The sequence below is a fragment of the Synechococcus sp. HK05 genome (genome assembly GCF_019104765.1).
Taxonomy (GTDB): domain Bacteria; phylum Cyanobacteriota; class Cyanobacteriia; order PCC-6307; family Cyanobiaceae; genus Vulcanococcus.
Map to the genome: position 1 here is coordinate 267,408 of NZ_JAHRXJ010000004.1, position 25,845 is coordinate 293,252.

Here is a 25,845-nt window from a genome sequence, read left to right on the forward strand (position 1 = left end):
CTGCCAGGCCCAAACCCCTAGGACAAAGTGCCCGGAAACACAACAAAGCCCGGAGCGGAAGGCCCCGGGCGTTTGCCTGCTCAGCTGATCTGCCCGCGAATTGGGGCCAGCGTTGCCATCGTGATGCTCTTGAACAACCTTGATCAAGGGATCAAGGCGTGAACTCTTTGGTTGTGGGGCGGAGCTGCCGGCGCTGGCACCTGGGGCCAGGTGTCTAGGGGGACGTCCCACTGAGTCCGGGGCACCTCAGGCGGTGCGGTGGACGGCGCACGGGTTGCGCACGGGGGACATCAGAGATCCGTTGAGAGTGTTGGAGCAGGGGCCGGATCGTCAGCGCGCTCCTATCTGATGCTCAGGGGGGGTGTCGTCCATCAATGGCGCCTCCGAATCCCGATGAGCACACGATGAACCGGCGTGTGGGCGCTGGCAATGGGTGGAGCAGCATCGACATCGCTCTTCACCCAACGCAATCAGGGTTCATGAAGCGACCTTCATGGGAGCAGCAGACTGAGCGGCAGTTCGCATGCAACTGATGCGCCGGATCTACCTGGTCACCACCCTCACTGGGGCTCTGTTGCTACTGATGCCTCTGGCCGCCGAAGCCAAAACAACCCGCACCTTCAGCGGCTCCAACCCGGGGGAAGTGGAGAAGAACGCCCGCAAGGCCGGCTTCAACTACCCGGAAGGTGAGATGAAGTGCTCCAGCCGCTGTGAGCAGCGCTGGGCCAAGGAGTAACTCAGGTGGGGCCTTCAGCCTCACGCAGCTGATACAGGTCGCGCCGGCGCTGCAGGCCGGTGGGAATGGCCTGGCGTGCCAGCCCCACCTGGCTCAGATCCAGCTGCGCGTGGAGCACTTGCTCCCCTTCACCGGCTTCGGCAATCACCGCTCCCCAGGGATCCACCACCAGCGAATGGCCGTAGCTGGGATAGCCCTCTCCCTGGGGCCTGGCACTGGAGCAAGCGAGCACAAAGCACTGGGTATCGATGGCACGGGCCCGCATCACCAGATGCCAGTGCCGCGGACCGGTGGTGGTGTTGAACGCAGCGGGACAAGCCAACACAGTGCAGCCGTGGCGCTGCTGCATCAGCAACGCCAGCTCAGGGAAGCGGATGTCGTAACAGATCAGCAGGCCGAGGTTGGGAGGCTCCAGCAGACCGGTGCCAAGGGGATCGCCGGCACCGCTGAGCACGGTGAGGGATTCCCCGGCCGTGAGGCTGTCGGATTCGCGAAAGCAGATCCCGCCGGGCACATCCACATCAAACAAATGCACCTTGCGGTGCTTCGCCAGAAGCACACCACGGGGATCGATCAGCGTGGCGGTGTTGTACACACGCCCGGCGTCGCCCTGCTCCGGAATCGAACCGGCGATCACCGCCACGCCATGGCGACGGGCCAGGCTCGCCACCATGGCCAACGAAGGCGAAGGCCCCTGCGTGAGGTCGGCGCCAGGCTCCGGGATCGGCTCGGCAAAGGCGGCGAAGCGATCCACTGCATAGGGCGCATTCCACACCTCGGGCAGCATCAGCACCCGCGGCCGCACGCCTCCGGGAGCGTCTAGCACAGCCCGCTCCAGCCAGGCCTCGGTCTGGCGGCGATTCAGCGCTGGATCCTCCGTGGCACAAAGCTGCACCAGAGCAAGAGGCAACCCCGACGCGACGGTGCTCATGGCCGTTCTTCCAAGAGGTCCCTCAGGTATGTGGAAAGCCGAAAGGATGGCTCCCGCATGTAGACGATGTCGGCAATACGCCAACCCTCATTCGACGTTGAGCGGAAGACAACATCCAGCTGCTGCTGCGGCTCCGCCGTGCGGCCCCTCAATCCAGCCTGCACAGACACCCGAGCCATCAGGCGGCCCTCATGATCAGGGCTGCAGCCCTGGAGGGTGGCCCCAAAGGTGTTCACCTGGGTGCCACTGAAGGGATCGAAATCCACAAAGCGCCCATCCGCTGGCGTGAGGGCATAGGCCCGCTCCAGCAGCGAAAACAGCTGGGGCGTGAACCGCTCACGCTGGCTGGCCATCGCCACCGGACCTGATTGCTCCTGCCGCGCGAGCTGCCAGCGATAGAGCTGATCCACCTGGGCTCGCACGGCCGCCGGACACTCCAGCGCCGCATCCGCTCGCAAGGGCACCATGATCCGATTGCCGTTGTGCGCGTGGGTGAACACGGCATTGCCCTGCACCAGCACCTCCCGCTGCCACAGGCCGCCCAGGGAATCCCGCAGGGTGGAGCGAGGCACGCCCTCCCGCACGAGCGTGTAGGTCATCGCCAGACCATCGCTCCATTCGATCGTGAGGCTGCCATCCGCATGGTGCCGATCCCGGCAGCCCATGGGCTGGTCGTTGAACCAGCAGGTTTTCCAGGGTTCCGCAGCAACCGGCAGCGCGCTGCCCCACAGAGCTGTGATGCCGCAAACCAGCGCCGCGCCACCCATAGTGAGCAGGTGAGCGCAGCCGCCCGTGAAAGAAATCAGCCTGCTTGAACTGGTCCTTCGTGCTGCGGGGAAAGTCGCAGCGGTGTCGGGCGTGATTGGGCTGCTGGTGTGGCTCACGTGGGTGATGCTCGACGTCAAGAACATGCAGTCGGGCTTCACCCTGCCCTACTGAGCTTCCTGCTCGAGCTGCTGGTGTTCCTGCCAGGCCCGCTGGAGATCGATCCGGGTGATCCGGTAGCCCAAACGGCGTGCGGCCAGGATCAGCTCCTTGCGCGAACGGCAGTGCTTGAGCGCGCGCCGCATGGCGGCGTCGGCCTCGGCATCGCAGACCAGCCGCTCCAGCTCAGACCAGCTCATGGGAAGCAATCCCTGGGTCTCTCACCATGCCAAGCCCCAGCGGGGTGCGCCAGGTTCCGCAGAACACACAAGCCGAAAGCTGGCATGAAGAAGGGGGCTTGGTGTGCGCCCCCTTGCCCCTGAAGACCTGATTGGACAAGCGGTCTCGTCGGGTCTGCCCCCGTCTTAGACGCAGCCACTCAAGGGATGCATGGGCACAAATGCTCAGCTTCCGAAGGGCAGCGACGAGTGGTGCAGCACGATCCGGATCGAGCCATCGGGCTCCTTCATGAAGGCCCAGGTCTTATCCACTGTGGTGGTTTTACCAGCCGCATCGGTGAAGCTCACATTGCCCATGGTGTTGGCATAGCTGCCATTGAGCTGGATCACCTGGTTGGTGACCTCGCAGGAGCGCCAGGGCTTGATCGCAAAGCCTTTGTCGTTCGGGAAGGCTGGATCACCACCCACGAAATAGGCCAGGGCTCCAGCGCGGGTCGCGCGGAAGGTTTTGCGATCCAGACGCCAGGGTGGGCTTGAACGCCACAGGGCCGAATTGATAGGCATAGCCCTGATCGATCACGGCCTCCGCCGTGGCTTTGGCCTTGCTGAAACCGCCACTGGCATAGGCAGCGCTGATCTTCAGCAGCCCCTGACACCAGCCGTTCTGGGCAGCGACCACTTCAGCCTGCGTGATGTTGCCGTTGAGCACCTGAACTGTGGGGGCGGCCTGAGCCTGGAGGCCGAGGCCCAGGGCAAGAGCAGGAACAGCCTGAAGAAAACGGGATCGGAACACGGCGGTGCCAGAACATTCCCCACACCCTGGGCAGGCCAAGCCAGCGGGACAACCCGCATGCAAAACACCGTTGCATCAGTACATTTGCACCACAGCAACCGGTGGATGGACGAACCTCGTTTTCTGGCCGTGCGCGTGGGCGACCTCGTGGCCGTGCGCCGCACCCCGGATTGGTGGGTGGGGCAGGTGATCCACGCCGAGGGCGGAGCACGCTGCAACGCCAACTCGCTGTTTCAGATCGCCTGCATCGACACGGGCGTAATCCGCACCGTGAATGCCGATGCCGTGATCGACATCCTCTGCCCGCGCGATCAGCAGAGCTCAGGACCGCTCGAGCCGGCGCACAATCACAGCCATCAGGCCAAGCGAACCGGCCAGTGCGATCAGGAGGGCAATCGTCATGGAGCGGTCCGGCAACGGCGCCGATTCTGACCCCTTGCTGTTCGTGTACGGCAGCCTCAAGCGCGGCATGGCCAACCACCAGGAGCTGCAAGGGGCCACCGGACTGGGCGACGCACGCCTGCACGGGCTGGCGCTCTACGACCTGGGCCCCTTCCCGATGGCGATTGCCTGCAGCGAGCCAGGCAGCGCGATCGAAGGCGAGCTCTACCGGGTGAGTGCGGCGCTGCTGGAGCAGCTCGATCGCTTTGAGGGAGCACCACGCCTCTACCAACGCGAGCTGCACCACCTCAGCAGCGGTGAGGCGATCTGGGTGTATGTGGGGCGCGCACGGCAGGTGCGCCACGTGCAGCGGCTGAGCTCCGGGTGCTGGCAGGGGCCAGCGGCAGGCTTCAGGCGAGGGGAAGCGCCACCAGCCAACGGCCCGCCGCGGCCAGCAGCAGCGCCAGAGCTGAAGCCCCCAGCCAGGCCTGACGCGAGCGGGCCAGCTGACGGCGCAGCAGCACCACCGCCCAGCTGAGCCCCAGCACCACGGTGGCGCTCTGGCAGAACGCGATCACATGGGGATCCGCGCTCCAGGCCGGGCCAGCGAGCAGACCCGACACCGGCAGCAGCGTGCCGGCTTCAGCCATCCCGAGCGGCAAATGGCGCGCCACCAGCAGCGCCCAGATCAAGGGCAAGAGCCCGTAGAGGGTGCGGATCAGCCGAGCCGGAGAGAACCAGATCCGGGCCGCAAGAAACAGCGCCGAAGGCAGTGCCAGCGCAAGGGTTGCCGCTGCCAAGCGCGGCAGCCAGGGCCCCTCATGCAGGCTGACCGGCGCTAGCGCACTCCAGCCCAGGAAGCGCTGCCAGTGGTGGAGGCACACATCGCCGGCCAGCACCAGCACCAAAGCCGGCTCGCCGGGCGGCAGGCTCATCTCCCGCTGAATATCGGCCGCAGGAGGTCGCAAGGCAAGCTGCACCGAGCGATGCGGACAGGCCTGAGCGCAGGTGAGGCAGAGCACGCAGTTGCGGTTGTCGGCCAGGTGGGCCGGGTGGGTGCCCAAAGGGCAACCTGCGGTGGCCAGGCCTTCACCATCGGCAGGGCCACCCTTGAAACAGGCGTAGGTGCTGCAGCTGCCGCTGCAGGTGCCCACCTGGGCCCGCAGTTCGGTGATGGCGAGCTTGGCGAACAGCCCGTTCATGCCGCCCACCGGGCAGAGATAACGGCACCAGAAGCGCTTCTCGAAGCGCAGCGAACCGATCACGGCGCCGGCGGTGATCAGCAGCAACAGACAACTGCTCAACCAGGCGGTGTTCTGCAGGTTGCAGAGCTCCTCCCACAGCAGGATCAGCGCAAAGCCGCCCGCCAGCAGCGGTGAGGCCCAGCGATCGCTGTCGCCCCGCGGCCAGCGCTGCGGCTGAAAGCCCAGGCGCCGAGCCAGCCGCTGGCTGATCTCCCCCCACACCATGAAGGGGCAGAAGGAGCACCAGAGGCGCCCCACCAGCGGGAACCCCAGCAGGATCAGCGGCCACCACCAGGCCCAGAACAGATTGAGGGCACCGTTGTGCTGGCGGTCCTGGGGCCCAAGCCACAGCCACAGATTCACCAGCACAAACAGCCAGCTCACCAGGCCGAACAGCAACCCGTTCCAGAGCCATGGCGCCCGCATCCACTCCCTGAGCTGAGGCTTCCAGCGCCAGATGTCGAAGCGCAGGCGCTGCTGGCGCGGAGCGGTCCAGAACACGTCGTCGGGCAGCACGGCAGGCCAGTCCTGCCCCTGGCGGCGCACCTGCTGCAGGGCGCGATAGATCAGCACCTCCAGCTCCCGCAGGTTGTTGGGGAAGTCGTAGCTCTGCAGGCGCTTCACCACCGCCTCCGGCACCTCCGGTGGCACCGGCCAACCGAGCTTGCGGCTGCGTTGGCGCACGCCATAGCGGAGCCATTCGCCGAGGTCCTGGCGGCGCACCCGCAGCGGCGGCACCCGGATCAACGTGCAACAGCGATCCAGGGCCGGCAGGCTGCTCTCCGCCGTGAAAAACAGGCGGCCCGCAAACGTGTGGGTGAGGCCGCCCGCACACCACTGGCCGCTGCGCGCCAGCTCCAACAGCTGTTCCTGCAGCGGAGCAGGCACTTGATCGATCTTGTCGATCAGCAGTGAGCCCTCTCCCACCAGATCGAGCAAGGGCGGTTCCGCGCCATCGGATCCCGTGCCAAACACCTCGCTGCCGTCGGCCTTCAACAGCGCTCCATCGAGCCGCAGCATCAACTGCTGCCGTTGCGCCGAGCCGTAGTGGATCAGCGCGGCGAGGTTGTCTTTCTCAAGGCCCGGTTCACCGCTGATCAGCACCGGCCGGCGCTGCGGATCCTGGGCCGCAAGCCGCACGGCATCGCGCAGGCTGCGGGCATAACGGCTACTGCCCACCACACCGCGGCGTGGCTGGGGAACCAGCAGCGGAGCCAGGCGCAACAGCTCGGCGTTGGGCGAGGGCACGGGCGATCAAGCCATCAACACCACTGTGATGCCATGAGCAAGCCACGCCCACAGCCGCCCCCACGCAGCCCGATACTGAGCAGCCCGCTTCCCCACGCTCGCTCCAATGGCCCTCACCCTCTACGGCGGCGCCCGCAGCCGGGCCTCCATGCCCCGCTGGTACATGGAGGAGAAGGGCATCCCTTACACCTGGCAGCTGCTCGACATGGAAGCTGGCGAGCACCGGCAGGACGCGTTCAAGGCGATCAACCCCTTCGGCAAGGTGCCGGCCTTGGTGGATGAGGATCCGGCTTTGCCGGGCAGCCGCCTGCAACTGTTTGAAAGCGGCGCCATCCTTCTGTATCTGGCAGAGCGCTACGGCGGCGAATGTCAAACGGCGGCCGAGCGGGGGCTAGCGCAGCAGTGGGTGCTGTTCGCCAACGCCACCCTGGCCACGGCGCTGTTTGTGCCCTCCAACCGCGAGCGCGAATTCCCGCGGCTGATGGAGGTGCTCGATCGCAAGCTCGGCGAGGGGCCGCTGATGGGCACCGCCTGGAGCGTGGCCGACTGCGCCGTGAACGCCTACCTCGCCTACCTGCCGATCTTCTTCCCCCAGATCGACCTGAGCCCCTTCCCTCAGGTGCAGGCCACGATCGCGGCCACCCAGCAGCGGCCCGCGTATCAGTTGGTGATGGGCCAGCGGTGATCAAAGCCGCGCCCGCCAGCGGCCACGCCGCCCTCACCTGGCAGGGCACCAGCCTGGAGCTGTTGCCGCAGCGGGCGTTATGGCAAGCCGCCACCGGTCTGCTGCTGGTGGCGGATCTGCATCTGGGCAAAGCCGAGAGCTTTCAGGCCAGCGGCATCCCCCTACCGAGCGATGGAGACCTCAGCACGCTCAACCAGCTGCTCGATCTGGCCGCGCAGCTGCAGCCTCAGCGGATCGTGGTGCTGGGGGATCTGATCCACAGCCGGCTGGGCCTCACAGCGGAGTTACGCGAGAAGATCAAGGCACTGCCCGAGTTGCTTGGATGCCAGCTCGAGCTGATCGGCGGCAACCACGATCAGGGCAGCTGGCTGGAAGGGCTCAGCGCAGGGCCCCCGCGGCGCTGCGGTGAACTCTGGTTGAGCCACGAACCCTGCACAGGGCCAGAGCCCGGGCTGCTGAATGTGGCCGGCCACGTGCATCCGGTGGCCGTGCTCGGCCAAGGGGGTGATCGCCTGCGCTTGCCCTGTTTCGCGCTGGAACGCCAGCAGCGCCAGCTGCTGTTGCCCGCCTTCGGAACCCTCACCGGTGGCTATGCCGTGTCGCCGGCGTATCAGCGCTGGGTGATTGCCGATGCCCAGGTGCTAGCGGTGCCCTGAGGCCTGATCCGGCAACGGCCCGTAGATTTGCAGCAACGGGCCTGCGCACCTGGACACTGCTTCCCCGCCACCTCCCGCCGCCCGTCGCAAGGACCCGCGGCCGCAGTGGCAGCGCAAGCGCTGGCTCACGATCGGCGTGCCGCTGGCCGGCCTGGCGTTTCTGGTGGCGATCGCGCCGCCCCTGCCAGAACCCCAGGACAACTCCGAGATCAGCGTGCCCGCCGCCAGCGGCGAGGCGTTTCGCTATCTCCCCAACGACGAGGTTTACGCCCTCGATTTCGATCCCCGCCAGGTGCAACTCGACCTGCTCGAGGGCTGGGACCGCGAGCAGGACGCCTTTGAAGACAGCGCTGCTCTGGCCTACGTGTCGGGCCCGATGTATGAGCGGCACGTCAACGACAACGGCCAGGAGATCACCGTTCCGCTGGGCGACATCAAGCTCGGTGCACGCGTGTGGCGGGGCCGCAACCGCACCGCTGCCCGCCAGCGCGCCTTCATCGGCATCCGCCGCGATGGCCAGGTCGACTTCGGCTACGGCGAGCTCACCCCGGAGCGTGCCGCCGTTTACGACAGCTTCATCGGCGGGCTGCACAGCATCTACAACGACCTCGAACCACCACCCTCCAGCTATCGCGGTGCTTACAGCATCTCGATGGGCCAACAGATCCGTTACTACCTGCCCCGCATCCGCATGGTGATGGGGCTGCGGCGTGATGGGCGCCTGGAGGTGTTGATGAGCCGCGACGGCCTCACGCTGGAGCAAACCAAGGCCCTGGCCCGTCGGCGCGGCCTGCAGGCCGCTTACCTGCCCGACCATGCCTCCAAAAGCCGGTTGATTATCCCCGGCGTGAAGGGCTTCACCGAGGACGACGCCAACTGGATCAGCGGCGGTGCCACCAGCTTTGTGCACGTGCCCTACATGCTGCGCATCAGCCAGCGCGCCACGCCCCTGCAGGGCAACCTGATGGAGGCAATCGCGAGCCGAAGCCGCAAACGGAGCTGCGGGAATCCGCTGGAGTGCGGCCAATCGCTGGGAACGCAGATCCTGGATCGCGCCCTGGCCGGATTCAACCGTGTGATGGAACAGGGCGTGGAGCCCCTGGCCCGCTTGATCTGGGAGCCCAAAGGCCAGCGCTCACCCAAGCGCGACGGCCTGCAATCGCCGCTGCGTGAACCGCCGATCACCGCCGATCCGATGGCGCTGCGGCTCCAGGAGAACAATCCCGAAACTCTTAGCGCCGATGAGGGCGCACCTCTGGCACCCGATCTGCCGCCGCCGCTGCTGCTGCAAGACGGGCAGGAGCTTCCCGCCGATCCCGACGCCACCACAGCTGATCCAGCGCTGGTGCCCGCCCAGCCCCAGGCCGATGCGCTCAACCCTGGGGTGAATCAACCGCCTGGGACGATGCCGCAGGGGGCTCCGCCGCCCCCACCCTTGCTTCCACCGCTGATGCCGCCGCCAGCGGCGCCACCACCGCTGCCCTAGGCGCCGGCGAGGGCGCGCACCACATCCCCGCGGGTGAGCACACCGACGGGCTTGTTGGCTGCATCGAGCACGAACAGGCGCTGGGTGCTGCGGTCGTGAAGCTGACGGGCCGCTGCCGGCAGTTGGGTATCGGGGCTGCAGTGATGCGGGTGCTTGCTCATCAGTTCACCCACGGTGCTGCCGAGCACCTGATGCACCTCCTTATCCCAGTTGAGAGGGTTGCGCAGATAGATCACCGAATCGAGCAGCAGCACGTACGGGCCGGCATCGAAGCCGCTCTCGCGCACCATCAGGTCCTGCTCGGTGAGCTCACCCACCAGGGCGCCGCTCTCATCCACCACGGGCAGGCCACTGATGTGGTGCTCGCTCATCAGCTTCACCGCCTCCTGCAGCGGTGTGGTGGTGGAGACACTGCGCACCGGCGTGGTCATCACTTCGGACACGCGGCGTTCAACGACCATGGCAGGCTCGGGACTGGCGCCATTGTGACCCGCCATGAACGCAGTCCAGTGCCGCCGCCTGGCGGATGGCCTCACCGTGGGCCGCGCCGCAATCGGCCTACCCTTGATTGCTGCCCTGAGCATTGGCCAGTCAGCCCTGGCCTGGTGGCTGTTGCTGCTGGGCGGCCTCAGCGATGCCGCCGACGGCTGGCTGGCCCGGCGAGCCGGCGGCGGTTCGGTGTGGGGGGCCCGCCTGGATCCCCTCACCGACAAGATCCTGATCCTGGCGCCGCTGCTCTGGCTGGGCGCTAGCGGCAGCCTGCCCCTGTGGGCGATCTGGCTGCTGTTGGCCCGTGAGCTGCTGATCTCCGGCTGGCGTGCCGGCCAGGGCAGCGGCGGCCCCGCCTCCTGGAGCGGCAAGGCCAAAACGATCCTGCAATTCGCGTCTCTGTTGTTGCTGCTCTGGCCCCAGGGCTGGGGGCCCGCCACAACGATCGAAGCGCTCCACAGCCTTGGCTTCTGGCTGTTCTGGCCCTCGCTGCTGCTGGCCCTCAGCTCCGCCTGGGGCTATGTGCGCAAGGCCTGAACAACCTCAGCCAATCAGGGCCTCATCGCCGCTGAAATCAGGACTGGTGGGCATCCGCTTGGCGTAGTCGTTGGTGTAGCTGTCGGCCATCGCCGCCTCCACGCTGTAGGCCGGGGTCCAGGCGAGCTCGCGCTGCACGCGGGTCACATCGGTGAGGAAATGGGCCATCCGCAGCGGGAAGGCTTTGCGCGCTTTTTTGTCGAGCCCAGCGGGATCAAAGCTGCGGATCTCCACCGACGCCGGATCCTTGCCGCAGGCGCGGGCCGCAGCGGCCACCAGGCCGCGGAAGGTGATGCCCTGCACGCTGCTGCAGTTGTAAATGCGGTTGGCGGCGGCATCCACACCGAGGCTCAGGGCCATCGCCGCAGCCAGATCGTTCACGTGGCCCAGCTGCGTGATCGTGCTGCCGTCGCCAGGCAGCGGCACCGGCCGGCCGTGCACGATCCGATCAAAGAACCAGCTCTCCACCGGGTTGTAGTTGCCGGCACCCACGATGTAGGTGGGGCGGAAGCTGGTGAAGGGGATCTTCTCGGCCGTGAGCCAGGCCTCGGTGTCGAGCTTGCCGCTGTGGCGGCTCTGGGGATCGGTGGGGGAGTCTTCAGTGAGGGGCCAGAGCTCGCTGTCGGCGTACACGCCGGCGGAGCTCACGTAGAGGAAGCGGTGGCTGGGAGCACCGGTGCACTCGATCACGGCGCGGCTGTCGTCGAGGGTGCGGCCGGAGCTGTCGACGATCACATCGAAGCTGCGGCCCTGCAGGGCCGCTAGGCCTTCAGCGGTGCTGCGGTCGCCGCAGAGGTGCTCCACACCCGCGGGCACAGGGTTCTTACCGCGGGTGAAGAGAGTGAGTTCGTGGCCCTCGGAGAGCAGCTGCGCCACCAGGGGCTTGCCCACAAAGCGGGTGCCGCCCATCACGAGGATCTTCACGCCGGAGCTGATCAAACAGGCGGCCATTCAAAGCCTTGCCGCCCCACACTGGGGGGAACAGGCAGATGGCCGGATGGGACGGTTCCAAGAGGTGCTGCGCTCGCTCAACAACCTCAAGTTGCTGGCGGCGATCGGGCGCAGCGGCGGTGACCTGAGCAACGTGGCCGACCTGGTGGACAGCTTCATCGACAGCCCCCAGATGGCCGACTGCATCCGCCGTTTCCGAGCGCTGCCCGGCGGAGCCGAGCTAATGGACAGCCGCTATCCCCCGCTGCAGCCCGACATCGAACGCCTGCGCCAGCTGCCCGCCGGCAGCCTCGGGGAGCGCTACGCCCGCCTGATCACCAAACTCGGCTACGACCCGGAGTTCTTCCGCCCGCGGCCCACCGACACCGAGGCCCAGTGGCTCACGCAACGCATCGCCACCACCCACGACATCCATCACGTGGTGTGCGGCTTCGGTACCGAACCTCAGGGGGAAGGCGGTGTACTGGCGGTGACCGCCGCCCAGATCGGCTTCCCGGCCTATGTGCTGCTCACCAGCGCCAGCCAGCTGGCCAGCTTCCGCTTCCAGATCGAGCGCTTTGAAGCGATCAGCCGCGCCATCAGCCACGGCCATGCGATGGCGCGGCAGGCCAGCTGCCTGGCGGCCGCCCGCTGGGAGGAGGGCTGGGAACAACCGGTGAGCCAATGGCGCCTGGAGCTGGGCATCAGCGATCCCGCCGACGCGGAGAGTTACGGCCTGGCCGCCCAGCTGCCATGAAGCTGCCTCAGCGCTGGACGGCCCAGCCCGCAAGCCTCGGCCTCAGCCAGGGCTACCGCCACTTCCAGCTGCTGGGAGAGCAAGGCAAAGGAGCCGAGCGGGCTGCTCGCCTGGAAGCCGTGCTCGATCGCCAGTGCCGGCTGCTGGTGCCCCTGCGCCAGCTGAAGGATCGGGGCCTCTGGCAGCCTGGCTGGCAATCGTTGCGCCGGCCGGCCGCCATGCAGATCATCCCCGCCATCGACCTGCTCGACGGCCACTGCGTGCGGCTGCACCAGGGCGACTACGACCAGGTGACCCGCTTCAACGACGACCCGGTGGCCCAGGCGCTCGACTGGCAGCGCCAGGGTGCCAAGCGGCTCCACCTGGTGGACCTCGATGGCGCAAAAACCGGCCAGCCGATCAACGATCAGGCCGTCAAGGCCATCACCGCAGCCCTCTCCATCCCCGTGCAGCTGGGCGGCGGCGTGCGCAGCGCCGAGCGCGCTGAAGAGCTGCTGGCCTGCGGCCTCGATCGCGTGATCCTCGGCACCGTGGCGATCGAGAAGCCCGAGCTGGTGAAGGAGCTGGCCGCGCGCCATCCCGGCAAGGTGGTGGTGGGCATTGATGCCAAAGACGGCCTGGTGGCCACCCGCGGCTGGATCGAAACCAGCACCGTGAAGGCCACCGATCTGGCCAAGAGCTTCGAAGGCTGCGGCGTCGCCGCGATCATCAGCACCGATATCGCCACCGACGGCACCCTGGCGGGCCCGAACCTCGAGGCGCTGCGCGCCATGGCCGAGGCCAGCAGCATCCCGGTGATCGCCTCGGGCGGTATCGGCACCCTCGAAGACATCCTCTCGCTGCTCTCGATCGCACCACTTGGGGTGGAAGGCGTGATCGTGGGCCGCGCCCTCTACGACGGCACCGTGGATCTGGCGGAGGCGTTGCAAGCGATTGGTCCGGAACGCTTACAAGACGCACTCACTTCGCCTACGGGTTCTATAACGGTGTAAGCCACACACGCCTGTTTTGGGGGCGACATCCCTTCCTCACACCGCTGAGCAGCAGATCCATAGCGGTCTTGAGGGGGCGATTGCGCGCTGCCGCGATCTGGGCATGCGGCTCTCGCGGCAGCGCCGCATGGTGCTGGAGCTGCTCTGGGATGTGAAAGATCACCTGAGCGCCCGCGACATCTTCGAGAAGCTCAATGCCCGGGGCCGCAACATTGGCCACACCTCGGTGTATCAAAACCTCGAGGCCCTGCAGAGCGCTGGTGTGATCGAGTGCCTGGATCGCGCCAGCGGCCGGCTGTATGGCTACCGCAGCGATCCCCACAGCCACCTCACCTGCCTCAACACCGGCGCCATTCAGGATCTCGATGTGGAACTGCCACCGGAGCTGCTGCGCCAGATCGAGGAGCACACCGGCTTCTCCATCGAGACCTACACCCTGCATTTGAGCGGCCGCCCCCGCTGAGCTGGAGATCTCTGGCCGAGGCCGTTAACGTGCGCGCCAGATTGCATCACCTGGCGCACGTGCCTGAGGCCAAGGCCGCACCTCACTTGCTGATCCTGGCCGAACCGCTGCTGCGCGAGGGCTTGGTGCGGCTGCTGGAGCGCGAACACCGCATCAGCACCGAGCCCGCCGGCTCCGTTGGCGCCGTGCAGCTGGTGGTGTGGAGCTGCGGCGGCGACCTGCCCCTCGCCAGCCTCCAGCACGAACTGCAGCAGTTGAAGGAGCGCTGGCAACCGGCACCTGTGTTGCTGCTCTTACCAGGCCAAACGCCTTATCCCAGCGAAGCGCTGCTGCGCCTCAGCACGGAGGGATTGCTGCAGCAGGCCGAGCCCAGCGAGATCCCTGCAGCGGTGGCCACCCTGTTGAACGGTGGCCGCGTTGTGGAACTGCGTCCCCTGGCGGCCAGCACCCCTGAGGCCGAACCCGTTGGCTTCGGCCAGTGGCTGCTGCGCAGTGGCCTCCTCCAGATTCAGGCGGAACAGCGCCGCTGCGAGCGTTGGCTGGAGCAGTGCGGTGGGGGCCTGAGCCGGCTGCTGCTGCAAGGCCGGCTGAGGGAGCTTGCGGCGGCACGCCGGCTCCTGCTCTGGCTCTGGGGGCCGGTGAGCATGGCGTTCCCGGAACCGGTGGCTCCACGTGCGTCCCACCCCGCGCCGCCCCAGAGCCTGGCGATCACCGTGCGACAACGCACCGCCGAAGGGGTGTGGCAAGCGATCCAACAACGCATCACCGCGGCTATCTCTGCCGAGTTGAGCAACCGCAGCGGCCAGCTGTTGGCCCTCGACGGCCTCACCGAGGAGCACCGCCGCGATCTGCTGCTGGCCCTGATCAGCCAGCTGGATCTGCTGATCACCCGTCTGCGCCATGAACAGCTGCGGGGCGAAGAGCTCGAGAAGCGCTGGCTTCAACAGCAGCCGGAGCTGCGCCGCCTATCGCTGCGGGCGATGGCCGGCGACTACGTGCAGCTCCCCCAACAGGGTGGATTGCTGCCGGTGGCCGAAAGCCTGAGCAGCGCCAGCCAGCTGGACGGTCTGGATCCCGATCTGCCTCTGGCGCTGCCGATGCTCGCGGCCCTGGTGCAGGCCCAGCCGCTGCTGGTGGACGGCCGGCTGTTGGCACCGGATGAACCCCAGGCGCTGCTGCATCTGGAACTGCTGATCAGCAACTGGTTGATCCGGACTGCGGAATTGATCAGTGCCGAAATCCTGAGCTGCTGCAGCACCTGGCCCGAACTGCGCCGCTACCTGCTCCGGCCCGAGCTGCTGGCTACCCGCAACCTTGAGCGGCTGCGCAACCAACTCAACTCCCAGCAGCGCTGGGACAACCTGTTTGAACGGCCCGTGCAGCTCTACGAAAGCCGCCGCCTGCTGTTTGGGATGCAAGAGGGAGCGATCACCCCGCTGCTGCTCACCGAACCCCGCGACGGTGAGCTGCGCCAGCTCAGCTGGAGCCAACAGTTGATCACCCTCAGCCTGGAGGCCCGCGACGCGCTCGCACCCCAGCTCCAGAGCTTTGTGAGACGGGTCGGCGATCTTCTGGTGGTGGTGCTCACCCAAGTGATCGGCCGCGCCATCGGCCTGGTGGGCCGCGGAATCCTGCAGGGCATGGGCCGCAGCGTGGGCCGGAGCTGAGCTCCGGAGTCCACAATGGCCGCAGCCTTCTTGTCGTCTTGATGCCCGGCCACCTGGCCCGGTTGCTGAAACCCCTGGCAGCCCTGGTCCTCTCCGCTCTGCTCGCGCTCGGACTGGCTCCTGGTGCGGCCCACGCCGCCCGCGACACCAACAGCTACGACGGCAACATCTACGCCCTCTATGCCGGCAACGGCTCCCTGGTGCCGCCCCGCAGCACCCTGGCGGATGCCATGGCTGAGCACCGGCCGATCGTGCTGGGCTTCTTCCTCGACGACAGCGCCGCCAGCAAGCAGTACGCCGTGGTGTTCAACGAGCTGCAGCGCCTTTGGGGCCGCAGCGCCGAGCTGATCCTGCTCTCCACCGATCCGCTGCAGAACCGCGAGACCCACGGTCCCACCGATCCCGCCAGCTACTGGAAGGGTGTGATCCCGCAGGTGGTGGTGTTCAACACCGATGGCAAGGCGGTGCTGGATGAAACCGGCCCGGTGAGCATCGATGCCATCAATGCTGCCCTCACCGAGGTGACCGGCCTCAAGCCCCAGGGCGACGTGAAGCTGAGCCTGAGCCGCGATGTGAACGAGCTCAACAGCGAAATCGTTCCCTCCAGCTGATCAGCAAGCCCAGAGCCGATGAACACCCGCCAGGAAACCGACAGCATGGGCGCCATCGCGGTGCCCTCCGAGCACTACTGGGGCGCCCAGACCCAGCGCTCGATCAGCAACTTCCCCTTTGGCCAGCGCATGCCGCTGGCGATCGTGCATGCCTTCGGGCAGCTGAAGGCGGCCTGCGCGGAAGCCAATCGCGATCTGGGCAAGCTCGATGCCGGTCTCTGCGGCGCGATCGTGGCGGCGGCCGAACAGGTGGCCCGCGGTGAACTGGATGCGGAGTTCCCGCTGAAGGTGTGGCAAACGGGCTCGGGCACCCAGAGCAACATGAACGCCAACGAGGTGATCGCCAATCGGGCGGTGGAAGCCCTGGGCGGGGTGCTCGGCAGCAAAAGCCCCGTGCATCCCAACGACCATGTAAACCTCAGCCAATCGAGCAACGACACCTTCCCGGCGGCGATGCACGTGGCGGTGGTGCTCGATCTCGAGCAGCAACTGCTACCGGCGGTGGAGCAGCTGGCCGCTGCGCTGCAGGCCAAGGCCACCAGCTACGCGAACCTGGTGAAAATCGGCCGCACCCATCTGCAGGATGCGGTGCCCTTGAGCCTGGGCCAGGAGTTTGGCGGCTACGTGGCCCAGCTGCAGCTGGCGCTCGAGGCGATTCGCCACAGCCTGCCCCGGGTGCGCGAGCTCGCCATCGGCGGCACCGCCGTGGGCACCGGGCTCAATGCCCCGAATGGCTTCGGCGAAGCGGTGGCGGCGCGCTTGAGCGAACGGCTGGGCACGGCCTTCAGCAGCGCTCCCAACAAATTTCAGGCCCTGGCCGGCCACGAGGCCCTGGCCTCAGCCCACGGCGCCCTCACGGTGCTGGCGGGATCGCTGATGAAGATCGCCAACGACATCCGCTGGCTCGGCAGCGGCCCCCGCTGCGGCCTCGGGGAGCTGGTGCTTCCGGAAAACGAACCCGGCAGCTCGATCATGCCGGGCAAGGTGAACCCCACCCAGTGCGAAAGCCTCACGATGGTGGCCGTGCAGGTGATGGGCAACAACACCGCCGTGCAGATGGCGGCCAGCCAGGGCAACTTCGAGCTGAATGTGTTCAAGCCCCTGATCGCCCACAACGTGCTCGAGAGCATCGACCTGCTGGCCGGTGCCTGCACCAGCTTCCGCGAGCACTGCATCGAAGGCCTGCGGGCCAATGAGAAGCGAATCGAGCGGCTGCTCAATCAGAGCCTGATGCTGGTCACAGCGCTCACCCCCGCCATCGGCTACGACCGCGCCAGCGGCATCGCCAAACATGCCCACAAACACGGCCTCAGCCTGCGCGAAGCCGCCCTGGTGCTGGGCGAAATCAGCGGCGAGGAGTTTGATCAGTGGGTGAAGCCCGAGCGGATGGTGTGAACCGTTCGGTGGGCTGTTCAGGCTGAACGGCCAGCGGTGTGGGCGCTGACAGACAGTGCGCTCGCTCGTTCCATCCAGCGATGGCCGCCAACCCACTCAGCCCTGCGCTGATTCCACCCGACGCTCTGCGCAGCCTCAACGAACGATCAGACGCCCCCGGCTGGCGCCAGAGCCTCGCCCATGCGGCATTCATCGCCGTAGCCGCGTCGGTTTGGCTACGCAGCGACCTGCCGCTCCCTCTGCGGCTGGTGGCGCTGGTGTTGCTGGGAGCTGGCCTGGCCTTCTGCTTTTGCGCGATGCACGAGTGCGGTCACCGCACCGCCTTCGCCAACCGTCGCCTCAACGACACGGTGGCTTGGTGGGCCGGGGTGTTGAGCTTCTACAACGCCGATTTCTATCGCCGCTACCACCAGTGGCACCACCGCTACACCCATCAGCCCGGGCTCGATCCAGAACTGGAGGATCCGGCGCCCACCACCCCTGCCGCCTATCTCCTGGAGCTCAGCGGAGTGACCTGGTGGATCGGCAAGTTGCGGGGCCATACCCGGGCGTTGCGGGGAGATTTCAGCGGCTGCCCCTACATCCCGGAGGAAGCCGCCGCCCAGGTGACCCGATCGGTGCGTCTGCAGTTCGGCGTGTATGCCGTGCTGCTGCTGGCCTCGTTTCCCGCCGCCAATGGGCTGTTGGTGTGGGCCTGGCTGCTGCCCCTGGCGGTGGGACAGCCCCTGCTGCGCTTCGTGCTGCTGGCGGAGCACGGCGGCTGCAGCTTCAGCGATGACGGCACCCGCAACACCCGCACCACGCTGACGCTGCAGCCGCTGCGCTGGCTGATGTGGAACATGCCGTTCCATGCCGAGCACCATCTCTACGCCTCGATTCCCTTCCACGCCCTGCCCGAAGCCCACCGCTACGTGGCTCCCGCCTTGCACCATCTCGATCAGGGCTATCTGAACGTGCATCGCGGCCTGCAACGCAACCTGGCGGCCCTGGCCGCATGAGAGGCGAACTGCGGCAGCACCCGCTTGGGGATTGGCCGCTGGGCTGCGGCCACACCATCCCGGATGCCCAGATCACCTACCTGAAGATCGGCGAGCTCAATGCCGATGGCTCCAACCTGATCCTGGTGCCCAGCTCCTACGGCGCCCGGCCCGGCGATCTCGCCTGGCTGGCTGGCCCCGTGCTCGATTCCGATCGCTATTGCATCGTGATCGCCGGGCAGTTCGGCAACGGCGCCTCCAGCAGCCCCAGCCACGGAGCCATGGGCCTGGCGGAGCAGGGCTGGGTGGTCACCCATCGCGACAACGTCGCCGCGCAACGCCACCTACTCGAGGAGGCGTTAGGGGTGGATCGGCTCGCCCTGATCTACGGCTGGTCGATGGGAGCGCAGCAGGCCTACCAATGGGCGGTGGATCAGCCCGAGTGGGTGGAGCGCATCTGCTGCGTTTGCGGCACCGCGCGCACCTCCCCTCACAACCGCCTGTTCTGTCTGAGCCTTCGCCAAGCGCTCACCGCCGATGCCCACTGGACGGGCGCTGGCTTCTCATCCCCTCCGGAGCAGGGTCTGCGCACCTACGCGCTGATCTATGCCAGTTGGGCGGCGAGTCAGCCGTTCTTCCGCGGCGTGCAGGAGCCGGTGGAGCACCACGTGGAACAGCAGTGGTTACCCCACTACCAGCGCCATGATCCGCGCGACCTGATCGCCATGCTCGACACCTGGCTCGCCCACGACGTGGCAGCCGGCGCAGATCTCCACTCCACCCTCGCGGCGATCCGCGCCCGCACGGCGGTGGTGGCCGGCAGCCACGACCTCTACTTCACCCCAGACGATCTGGCGGCCGACGCCGCAGCGATTCCCGGGGCGAAGTGGCACCTGATCCAGTCCGAACTGGGGCATCGCGCCGGCAACCCCCACAGCAGCGCGGCCGAGCAACAGCAGCTGCAGCGCATCGTGGCTGACCTGCTCGCCCAACCCATCACCCTCTGATTCCCCTTCCCCAGACCGGCATGAGCACCACGTCCCCAACCCTGATCACGCGGATGCAGGAGCTCGAGCTGCAATTCCTGCTGGTGTCATTCACCGATCTCTTCGGGATGCAGCGGGCCAAGTTGGTTCCTGCGGCTGCGGCGGCAACCATGGCGAGCGATGGAGCTGGCTTTGCCGGCTTTGCCGCCTGGCTCGACCTCTCGCCCGCCGATGGGGATGTAATGGCGATTCCCGATGCCAGCAGCCTCACCCCACTGCCCTGGCAACCGGGCGTGGGCTGGGTAGCCGCCGAACTCACGCTCAATGGCGAACCGATGGCGCAATGCCCGCGCCGATTGCTGCGCCGGCAACAGCAACGGGCAGCGGCACTTGGCTACGAACTGCGCAGCGGCGTGGAGGCGGAGTTCTTCCTGCTCAGCCCCGATGGCTCCGCCATCGCCGACACGGCCGACCACCAGGAAAAACCCTGCTACGACCAACTGGCGCTGATGCGCCAGTTCGGGTTGATCGGGCCCCTGCTCACCGCGATGGAACAGCTGGGTTGGGGTCCCTACCAAGCTGACCACGAGGATGCCAACGGCCAGTTCGAAATCAACTGGACCTTCGCTGAAGCCCTCACCACCGCCGATCGCCACGCCTTCTTCAAGGTGATGGTGAAGGCCATGGCCGAGCAACAAGACCTGAGGGCCAGCTTCATGGCCAAACCCTTCGCCGCCCTCACCGGCAACGGCTGCCACACCCATCTCTCCCTCTGGGGCAGCACCGGCACAGCGATGGCCGGGCGCAATCTGTTCCACGACCCCGAGGGTGAGCTCGGCCTCTCCTCAATCGCTTACCACTTCCTGGGCGGGCTGATCGAGCATGCCCCGGCGCTGTGCGCCATCACCAACCCCACGGTGAACAGCTACCGGCGCCTCGCCGCACCGCCCACCACCTCCGGCGCCACCTGGAGCCCAGGCGGCATCAGCTACACCGGCAACAACCGCACCCACATGGTGCGCATCCCCGATGGGCAACGCCTCGAGTTGCGCCTGCCGGACGGCTCCACTCACCCCTACTTGCTGCAGGCCGCCGTGCTGGCGGCTGGCCTCGATGGGCTGGAGCGGCAGCTCAACCCGGGGCAGCGGCGCGAGAATGACAACTACGCCAACCCGCTCACGCCAGGGCAATGCCAGCGGCTACCCGCCGATCTGGGTGAGGCGCTGGATGCCTTCAGCGCCGACAGCCACCTGCGAGCGGCACTGGGCGAAGAGTTTTGCCAGGCCTATGAGCGGCTACGGCGGCGCCAATGGCAACGGGAGCGCGGCGACATCAGCGACACCGAACGCCGCTCCTGCCTCGACTGCTAAGCCAAGGCGCCCCTCAGAGCAGATTGGCCGCCAGCTCCGCCAGTTCGCTGCGCTCGCCGCGGATCAGGGTGACGTGGCCGGCGAGGCGTTGCCCCTTGAAGCGCTCCACCAGCCAGGTGAGGCCGTTGCTCTCGGCATCCACATAGGGGTTATCGATCTGATACGGGTCGCCGGTGAACACGATCTTGGTGCCCTCGCCCACGCGGGTCACGATCGTTTTCACCTCATGGGGCGTGAGGTTCTGGGCCTCATCCACCACCATGAATTGCCGCGGAATCGAGCGGCCGCGGATGTAGCTGATCGCCTCCACCTCCAGCAGGCCCATGCCCTTGAGGTCGGTCCAGTTGCTGCGGTTGCCGCGCTGCGCTCCGGGGCGATTGCTGCCGCCGCTGGGGCGCGGTGAGCGGCCGTCGTCGGCGTCGGCGCCGCCCAGCAGGAAATCAAGGTTGTCGATGATCGGCTGCATCCAGGGGCCCATCTTTTCCTCGAGGCTTCCGGGCAGAAAGCCGATCTCCTTGCCCAGGGAAATCACCGGGCGCGTGACCAGCAGCCGCTCATAGAGATGCTCATCGGCCACCTGGTGCAGGCCGGCCGCCAGGGCCAGAAGGGTTTTGCCAGTGCCGGCCTTACCCACGAGCGTGAGCAGCTGCACCGAAGGATCGAGAAGCAGATCCAGGGCGAAGGTTTGCTCGCGGTTGCGGGCGCTCACCTTGCCGAGCCGCACCTTGCCGGCCCGTTGCAGGGGAAGCAGGCGACCACTTCCCGCCTCATAACGGGCCAGCAGGGTGTGATTGGGCTGGGCCTGATCCACGAGGGTGACGCCCTCGTTGGCTTGAAGCTTGGCGCCCGCAGCGGACGGCAACTCAGCCAGGGCCAACCCGCCATCACCCTTGAGCTGCTCCATCGCCGAAGCGCTGGCCATCAGCTCACACACCCCGGGATAGAGGTCGGCGATGTCGACCTTGTCGGTGGTGTAGTCCTGCGCCGTGAGGCCCACCGCATCGGCCTTGATGCGCAGGTTGGTGTCTTTGGTCACCAGCACCACCGGCGGCTGATCGCTGATCAGGCCGGAGCGCAGCTGCTCCAGCGCCACCGCCAGGATGTTGTTGTCGCCGTTGCCGCCCTTGAGCTCAGGCGGAAGCTGCGCCAGGGTTTCACTGCGGCAGAACACCACCTGCAGGGTGCCGCCGCTGGCATCGTCGATTGGCACGCCATCGGCCAGGTTGCCCTTCTCCCGCAACGCATCCAGCAGCCGAGAGATCTGGCGGGCATTGCGGCCCTTCTCCGAAGGATCACGCTTGAAGCGATCGATCTCCTCCACCACCTCGATCGGGATCACCACCGCGTTGTCTTCGAAGCGGGTGAGCGCCTGCGGGTCGTGGAGCAACACATTCGTATCGAGAACGAAGGTCTTGCGCATCACGGCCCTCCCATGGAGATGCCCGCACGCTAAGCGGCTTTTTCGGCTGCAAGCCCTACGCTCCCGCAGAACTCAAAGCACTGGCGTTGTCTGCACTGTTGGCTGTGTTGTTGATCGCCGCCCTGGTCTTCGGGCTGGCGCTGCTGTGGCTTGAAGCTCGCCATCGGTTGCGGCCGGCCTCGCCCCTGCAGCTGAGCAGCGCCAATTGGAGCGTGAAGCGCAAGGGCGACGAGCGCCTCGACGTGAAAGGCACGATCGCGATCCGCAATCCCCATGCGCGCATGGAGGTGTTTGTGCCGGAGATCGAGCTCAAACCCACCCTGCTGGGCCGCGCCGATCTGGCCGACGTGAAGGTGAGCACCAGCCTCAACCCGCAGCACCCGGATGAGGAAGCCAGGCCGGATGGCTACTGGTTCGCCTACATCGTGAAGGGCCACAAAACCACCCAGGCCGAGGTGCGCATCAGCATCAGCGGCCCCGCTGGCTGTGATCTGCGCAAGCTGGTGGACACCCTCTGGCTGGAGATCCTTTGGACCAACTACGGCCCCTTCGGCCGGCTCCAGAAGCGCGATGGCGTGCTGATCCCGCTGCGTCGCCCGGCAGCCGCTCAGCCGGACTCTGCCAACTGGCGCCAGGGAGATCGCTGCTCGGTGTTGCCGATCCGCACCCATTTGCTCGGGACCCTCGACGATCCCGCTGAGGTGCTGCGCCACTACGCCGGCGCCGTGTTCCAACCCGGCGATGTGCTCACCATCGGCGAAACCCCGCTCGCGGTGATGCAGGGCCGCTACAACCACCCCGCCAACCTGCAGCCCTCGAGCCTGGCTCGGCTGCTCTGCCGGGTGTTCCACCCCACCAGCTCTCTGGCCACCGCCTGCGGCCTGCAAACCCTCATCGACAACGTGGGCCCCGCTCGCGTGCTCTGCGCCTGGCTGCTGGGAACGGCCCTCAAGCTCGTGGGCTCCAAAGGCTGGTTCTATCGCCTGGCCGGCGAACAGGCCCGTCTGATCGACGATGTGACCGGCACCACGCCCCCTTACGACCAAACGATCGTGCTCGGCCCTGCCGACAGTGCGGCGGTCTGCCGCCAACTGGCGGCTGAACTGGGCGTGGCCGTGGCCGTGGTGGATGTGAACGACCTCGGGCGGGTGAAGGTGCTGGCCTCCAGCCCGGGCTGCGATGAAGCACTGCTGATGCGAGCGCTCAAGCCCAACCCCGCCGGCAATGCCAATGAGCGCACACCCCTGGTGCTGGTGCGCCCATAACATGGGTTCAGGCCCGATCAGGCCAGAGCCGTGTCTTCAGCTGCTTCTGCCCAGCGACCCGCTCAGGCCCCGTGCCTGCACGTGGTTGCGCTGCGCGGCTGGCACTTGCCGCTCCTGCAGGATCGCTGCTTCGCCGACCTCCTGCCCCTGCTGCAGCGCGCGGTGTTGCTGCAGGGGCCCGATCGCCTGCTCAACAGCCTCACCGCCCGGCCACCGCTAGTGCCCGAGGTGCTGCTGGCCTACCGGGAACCACAACACCCGCTGGGTTTGCTGCTCAGCCAGCGCCTCAACCGCAGCGGCAGCTGCTGGCAACTGCTCCAGCTGCGCAGCAGCGAAGCCAGCCTCGCGGCCGGTGAAGCCGGTCGCATGGCGATCGAAGCCGCGCTGATTCGTGAAGCCATTCAGCGCAGCCGCGGGGCCGCCAGCTGGATCGCCACAGCCGCCACCACCGACAGCGATCGGCTGGCCCTGCTGCGGCAGCAGGGCTTCCAGCCCCTGCGCCGCGAAACCCTTTGGCGTTGGGAGCCTTCGGCATCGCCCCAGGAGCGGGTCTTGCCCAGCGATCTGCAATTGCGCCCGCTCAATCGCCGCACCGCTGCTGCCATGTGGCAGCTGGAGCAGGCGGCGCTGCCGGCCCAGCTACGCCAGCTGCTCGATCGCCGCGTGGAGGATCTGCTCGACCAGAGCGAGCAACCAAGCCTGATGCTGTTCGACTGCAGCCGCCAGCAGGCCGTGGCCGGAGCCCGGCGCCTGCGCCCCGGCAACCGGGGCCTGCCTGAACTGGAGCTGAGCGTGCACCCCGGCTGGCAACACCTGCTTGGTGCCCCGCTGCAGCTGCTGCTGGAGCGCGGCGCGGCCGGGGCCGATGAAGTGCTGGTGCGCAGCGATGTGCTCGATTCCGAGCGCAGCAGCTGGCTGCAGAGCCTTGGCATGGCGCCCGAAGGTGAGGAGGTGGTGATGGCTCGCAGCGTCTGGCGCCGCCATGCTCCCCAGGCCAGCACCCAGGTGGCCCAGCGGCTGGAAGCGGTGCTCGGCCGGCTGCAACCCGGCCAGCGGCCCATTCCCACCCCCCTGGGTCGGCCTTGAGTCGGCCGGCGCCGCGCTCTGTGCTGGCCCTCGATGTGGGCCGGAAACGCATCGGGCTGGCCGGCTGTGATGCCCTAGGGCTCACGGTGACGCCCCTGCCCGCCCTGCGGCGTGGCCGCTACCCAGCCGACCTCGACCATCTGCGCAGCCTGGTAGCCCAGCGGCGCATCACGGCGCTGGTGGTGGGTTTACCCCTCGATGCCCAGCAGCAACCCACCGAACAGGCCGAGCACTGCCGCCGTTACGGCGAGCGGCTGGCCCGCCATCTCGAGCTACCGCTGGCCCTGGTGAATGAATTCGCCAGCAGCTGGGCCGCCGCCGAACGCCATGGGCTGCACGGCGATCGCAGCGGCGCCCTCGACAGTGCCGCCGCAGCGCTGCTGCTGGAGCAGTGGCTGCAGGAGGGCCCTGAACCGGCGCCGGTGGCCGCGCAGGCCCCTGGCGTTGGCTCCGGGGCCGGCGCCCAGGCATCCTGAGGACAACAAGGCCTCCCCTCACCCATGAGCTCAGACGGTCCCAGCACCAACGGTGCCGGCGATGTGCCCACCGTGCTGGTGCGCGACAGCGACGGGCGTCAGCTGCTCTGCTTCCTCGAACAGCTGATCCCGCTCGATGGCAACGACTACGCCCTGCTCACCCCGGTGGACACCCCGGTGTGCCTGGTGAAGATCGCGGACGACGACGACAGCGACGACGAGGTGATCGATGAGCTCAGCGGCGCTGAGCCGATCCTCTCTGTTGCGGATGTGGTGCTCCAAGAGCACGACCTCACCCTGGTGCGCTCGGCTGTGACCCTCACCGTGAGCGGTGAGCTGGACGAGCCCGACCCCGAAGACCTCGACGACGAGATCGAAGAGGGCGACGACGACGAGGAGAGCGATCTCTACGAAATGCTGATTCAGTTCCGCGCTGAAGGCGAGGAATACGGCCTGTTCATCCCCCTCGATCCCTTCTTCGTGGTGGCCCGCATGGAGAACGGCGAAGGCCGGCTGGTGGAAGGCGAAGAGTTCGAGCGGATCCAGCCCCGCATCGAGGCCGAACTCGACGAGCGCGAGCTCGGCGAAGGCTGATCCCAACCCCTCCCACCGTGAGCAACCTGTCTCTGCCCGAGCTGCTGCAGCCCAACCTGGTGGCCCCCGGCACCCTGGCGGAGCTGCCGTTGCATCAGCTGCTGGCCCAGGGCATCCGCGCCCTGGTGCTGGATGTGGATCGCACCCTGCTGCCGCGCCGGGGCAACGATCTGCCCCCGGCGGTGGAGGCCTGGTTGCGCCGCGCGCAGCAGACGCTGCCCCTGCACCTGTTCAGCAACAACCCCTCCCGCAGCCGCATTGGCGCCGTGGCCGCTCAGCTGGGCGTCGACTACACCACCAGCGCTGGCAAACCGCGGCGGGGGCCATTGCGGCGGGTGCTGGAGCAGCTGGATCTGCCCCATGCCCAGGTGGCAATCGTGGGGGATCGGGTGTTCACCGACGTTCTGGCCGGCAATCGCCTCGGCCTCTACACGGTTCTGGTGAAGCCGGTGAACCCCCAGGGCGAACCCTGCCCGCACGACCACTGGCAACGGCTGGAGGTGAAGCTGGCCCGGCTGGCCGGAGCGCCGCTGCGCTGAAGATGGGCCGCTGCTGATGACGGGACGG

General features: G+C 67.3%; 30 protein-coding genes and 2 pseudogenes. 23 read left to right on the forward strand and 9 right to left on the reverse strand.

Going from position 1 to position 25,845, the window contains the following annotated elements:
* Positions 1-532: 532 nt before the first annotated feature.
* Positions 533-736: a hypothetical protein gene (locus tag KUL97_RS04745; protein WP_217795816.1), complete on the forward strand. Its 204-nt coding sequence runs from the start codon at positions 533-535 to the stop codon at positions 734-736.
* 1 nt (position 737) lies between these two features.
* Here the strand turns inward: KUL97_RS04745 and KUL97_RS04750 are convergent, their stop codons facing one another.
* Both KUL97_RS04750 and KUL97_RS13695 read right to left on the reverse strand, forming a co-directional pair.
* Positions 738-1,667, reverse strand: coding sequence for a carbon-nitrogen hydrolase family protein (locus KUL97_RS04750; protein ID WP_217795817.1), 930 nt, complete (start codon positions 1,665-1,667; stop codon positions 738-740).
* Positions 1,664-2,434, reverse strand: a complete 771-nt coding sequence (locus KUL97_RS13695; RefSeq protein ID WP_254896184.1) for a hypothetical protein — start codon at positions 2,432-2,434, stop codon at positions 1,664-1,666. The genes KUL97_RS04750 and KUL97_RS13695 overlap by 4 nt, the downstream gene beginning before the upstream one ends.
* 25 nt (positions 2,435-2,459) lie before the next feature.
* Here KUL97_RS13695 and KUL97_RS04760 point away from each other — a divergent pair, with 25 nt between their 5' ends.
* Complete coding sequence (locus tag KUL97_RS04760; RefSeq protein ID WP_217795818.1) at positions 2,460-2,606, forward strand: hypothetical protein; 147 nt, start codon at positions 2,460-2,462, stop codon at positions 2,604-2,606.
* Here KUL97_RS04760 and KUL97_RS04765 read toward each other — a convergent pair.
* From KUL97_RS04765 to KUL97_RS13705, 3 genes are all read right to left on the reverse strand, one after another.
* Positions 2,600-2,791: a Nif11 family protein gene (locus tag KUL97_RS04765; protein WP_217795819.1), complete on the reverse strand. Its 192-nt coding sequence runs from the start codon at positions 2,789-2,791 to the stop codon at positions 2,600-2,602. The two genes, KUL97_RS04760 and KUL97_RS04765, sit on opposite strands and share 7 nt — an antisense overlap.
* 204 nt (positions 2,792-2,995) lie before the next feature.
* The gene (locus tag KUL97_RS13700; RefSeq protein WP_254896185.1) at positions 2,996-3,238 is read right to left on the reverse strand and encodes a hypothetical protein; all 243 of its coding nucleotides are present in this window, start codon (positions 3,236-3,238) and stop codon (positions 2,996-2,998) included.
* On the reverse strand, positions 3,228-3,563 hold the full coding sequence (locus tag KUL97_RS13705) for a hypothetical protein (protein WP_254896186.1): 336 nt from the start codon (positions 3,561-3,563) through the stop codon (positions 3,228-3,230). Before KUL97_RS13705 ends, KUL97_RS13700 begins: the two co-directional genes overlap by 11 nt.
* Before the next feature lie 105 nt (positions 3,564-3,668).
* Between KUL97_RS13705 and KUL97_RS13875 the strand changes: the two genes are divergently transcribed.
* Both KUL97_RS13875 and KUL97_RS13715 read left to right on the forward strand, forming a co-directional pair.
* Positions 3,669-3,995, forward strand: coding sequence for a DUF3104 domain-containing protein (locus KUL97_RS13875; RefSeq protein ID WP_217795820.1), 327 nt, complete (start codon positions 3,669-3,671; stop codon positions 3,993-3,995).
* Positions 3,964-4,326, forward strand: a pseudogene (locus KUL97_RS13715) (gamma-glutamylcyclotransferase); the annotation flags it as partial. The gene KUL97_RS13875 and the pseudogene KUL97_RS13715, both read left to right, overlap by 32 nt.
* Positions 4,327-4,354: 28 nt before the next feature.
* On the opposite strand, the gene KUL97_RS04780 reads toward KUL97_RS13715, so the two are convergent.
* Positions 4,355-6,436: a sigma 54-interacting transcriptional regulator gene (locus KUL97_RS04780; protein WP_217795821.1), complete on the reverse strand. Its 2,082-nt coding sequence runs from the start codon at positions 6,434-6,436 to the stop codon at positions 4,355-4,357.
* 106 nt (positions 6,437-6,542) lie between these two features.
* Here KUL97_RS04780 and KUL97_RS04785 point away from each other — a divergent pair, with 106 nt between their 5' ends.
* The 3 genes from KUL97_RS04785 to KUL97_RS04795 all read left to right on the forward strand — a co-directional run bounded on the left by KUL97_RS04785 (position 6,543) and on the right by KUL97_RS04795 (position 9,263).
* A complete protein-coding gene (locus tag KUL97_RS04785) occupies positions 6,543-7,121 on the forward strand; it encodes a glutathione S-transferase family protein (protein ID WP_217795822.1) in 579 nt (192 codons plus the stop codon).
* Complete coding sequence (pdeM, locus tag KUL97_RS04790) at positions 7,118-7,777, forward strand: ligase-associated DNA damage response endonuclease PdeM (RefSeq protein WP_368656088.1); 660 nt, start codon at positions 7,118-7,120, stop codon at positions 7,775-7,777. Before KUL97_RS04785 ends, pdeM begins: the two co-directional genes overlap by 4 nt.
* 130 nt (positions 7,778-7,907) lie before the next feature.
* Entirely contained in the window at positions 7,908-9,263 is a 1,356-nt protein-coding gene (locus KUL97_RS04795) for a hypothetical protein (protein ID WP_368656104.1), read from the forward strand.
* On the opposite strand, the gene KUL97_RS04800 is transcribed toward KUL97_RS04795, so the two are convergent.
* Positions 9,260-9,724: a CBS domain-containing protein gene (locus tag KUL97_RS04800; RefSeq protein WP_217795824.1), complete on the reverse strand. Its 465-nt coding sequence runs from the start codon at positions 9,722-9,724 to the stop codon at positions 9,260-9,262. The two genes, KUL97_RS04795 and KUL97_RS04800, sit on opposite strands and share 4 nt — an antisense overlap.
* 34 nt (positions 9,725-9,758) lie before the next feature.
* On the opposite strand from KUL97_RS04800, the gene KUL97_RS04805 reads away from it, so the two are divergent.
* Positions 9,759-10,289 (forward strand): CDP-alcohol phosphatidyltransferase family protein, encoded by a 531-nt coding sequence (locus KUL97_RS04805; protein WP_217795825.1) that lies wholly within the window; start codon positions 9,759-9,761, stop codon positions 10,287-10,289.
* Between the two features lie 6 nt (positions 10,290-10,295).
* On the opposite strand, the gene KUL97_RS04810 is transcribed toward KUL97_RS04805, so the two are convergent.
* Positions 10,296-11,213: an NAD-dependent epimerase/dehydratase family protein gene (locus tag KUL97_RS04810; RefSeq protein WP_217796039.1), complete on the reverse strand. Its 918-nt coding sequence runs from the start codon at positions 11,211-11,213 to the stop codon at positions 10,296-10,298.
* 73 nt (positions 11,214-11,286) lie between these two features.
* Here KUL97_RS04810 and KUL97_RS04815 point away from each other — a divergent pair, with 73 nt between their 5' ends.
* The 10 genes and pseudogenes from KUL97_RS04815 to glnT all read left to right on the forward strand — a co-directional run bounded on the left by KUL97_RS04815 (position 11,287) and on the right by glnT (position 20,437).
* Positions 11,287-11,976, forward strand: coding sequence for a Coq4 family protein (locus KUL97_RS04815; protein WP_217795826.1), 690 nt, complete (start codon positions 11,287-11,289; stop codon positions 11,974-11,976).
* Positions 11,973-12,161 (forward strand): annotated as a pseudogene (locus KUL97_RS13720) (TIGR02450 family Trp-rich protein); the annotation flags it as partial. The gene KUL97_RS04815 and the pseudogene KUL97_RS13720, both read left to right, overlap by 4 nt.
* A 33-nt stretch (positions 12,162-12,194) precedes the next feature.
* Complete coding sequence (hisA, locus tag KUL97_RS04820; protein ID WP_254896239.1) at positions 12,195-12,968, forward strand: 1-(5-phosphoribosyl)-5-[(5-phosphoribosylamino)methylideneamino]imidazole-4-carboxamide isomerase; 774 nt, start codon at positions 12,195-12,197, stop codon at positions 12,966-12,968.
* Between the two features lie 103 nt (positions 12,969-13,071).
* Positions 13,072-13,431, forward strand: coding sequence for a Fur family transcriptional regulator (locus KUL97_RS04825; protein WP_217796040.1), 360 nt, complete (start codon positions 13,072-13,074; stop codon positions 13,429-13,431).
* Positions 13,432-13,490: 59 nt separating this feature from the next.
* Positions 13,491-15,098: a DUF3685 domain-containing protein gene (locus KUL97_RS04830; RefSeq protein WP_368656089.1), complete on the forward strand. Its 1,608-nt coding sequence runs from the start codon at positions 13,491-13,493 to the stop codon at positions 15,096-15,098.
* A 41-nt stretch (positions 15,099-15,139) separates the two neighbouring features.
* A complete protein-coding gene (locus KUL97_RS04835; protein ID WP_217795829.1) occupies positions 15,140-15,709 on the forward strand; it encodes a thylakoid membrane photosystem I accumulation factor in 570 nt (189 codons plus the stop codon).
* Positions 15,710-15,727: 18 nt separating this feature from the next.
* Complete coding sequence (fumC, locus tag KUL97_RS04840; protein WP_217795830.1) at positions 15,728-17,104, forward strand: class II fumarate hydratase; 1,377 nt, start codon at positions 15,728-15,730, stop codon at positions 17,102-17,104.
* A gap of 80 nt (positions 17,105-17,184) precedes the next feature.
* Positions 17,185-18,102 carry a fatty acid desaturase gene (locus KUL97_RS04845; protein WP_217795831.1) on the forward strand — a complete coding sequence of 306 codons (918 nt, stop codon included), beginning with the start codon at positions 17,185-17,187 and terminating at the stop codon, positions 18,100-18,102.
* Positions 18,099-19,088, forward strand: a complete 990-nt coding sequence (locus KUL97_RS04850) for an alpha/beta fold hydrolase (protein ID WP_217795832.1) — start codon at positions 18,099-18,101, stop codon at positions 19,086-19,088. The genes KUL97_RS04845 and KUL97_RS04850 overlap by 4 nt, the downstream gene beginning before the upstream one ends.
* Positions 19,089-19,141: 53 nt before the next feature.
* Positions 19,142-20,437, forward strand: coding sequence for a type III glutamate--ammonia ligase (gene glnT / locus KUL97_RS04855; protein WP_217796041.1), 1,296 nt, complete (start codon positions 19,142-19,144; stop codon positions 20,435-20,437).
* 13 nt (positions 20,438-20,450) lie between these two features.
* On the opposite strand, the gene KUL97_RS04860 is transcribed toward glnT, so the two are convergent.
* A complete protein-coding gene (locus KUL97_RS04860) occupies positions 20,451-21,857 on the reverse strand; it encodes a PhoH family protein (protein WP_217795833.1) in 1,407 nt (468 codons plus the stop codon).
* An 86-nt stretch (positions 21,858-21,943) separates the two neighbouring features.
* Here KUL97_RS04860 and KUL97_RS04865 point away from each other — a divergent pair, with 86 nt between their 5' ends.
* The 5 genes from KUL97_RS04865 to KUL97_RS04885 all read left to right on the forward strand — a co-directional run bounded on the left by KUL97_RS04865 (position 21,944) and on the right by KUL97_RS04885 (position 25,817).
* Positions 21,944-23,122, forward strand: coding sequence for a F420-0:Gamma-glutamyl ligase (locus KUL97_RS04865; RefSeq protein WP_254896188.1), 1,179 nt, complete (start codon positions 21,944-21,946; stop codon positions 23,120-23,122).
* Between the two features lie 81 nt (positions 23,123-23,203).
* Positions 23,204-24,208: a hypothetical protein gene (locus KUL97_RS04870; protein WP_217795834.1), complete on the forward strand. Its 1,005-nt coding sequence runs from the start codon at positions 23,204-23,206 to the stop codon at positions 24,206-24,208.
* On the forward strand, positions 24,205-24,684 hold the full coding sequence (ruvX, locus tag KUL97_RS04875) for a Holliday junction resolvase RuvX (RefSeq protein ID WP_217795835.1): 480 nt from the start codon (positions 24,205-24,207) through the stop codon (positions 24,682-24,684). The genes KUL97_RS04870 and ruvX overlap by 4 nt, the downstream gene beginning before the upstream one ends.
* Before the next feature lie 24 nt (positions 24,685-24,708).
* A complete protein-coding gene (locus KUL97_RS04880; RefSeq protein WP_217795836.1) occupies positions 24,709-25,278 on the forward strand; it encodes a DUF3727 domain-containing protein in 570 nt (189 codons plus the stop codon).
* 17 nt (positions 25,279-25,295) lie between these two features.
* Positions 25,296-25,817, forward strand: a complete 522-nt coding sequence (locus KUL97_RS04885) for a YqeG family HAD IIIA-type phosphatase (RefSeq protein WP_217795837.1) — start codon at positions 25,296-25,298, stop codon at positions 25,815-25,817.
* Positions 25,818-25,845 lie beyond the last annotated feature (28 nt).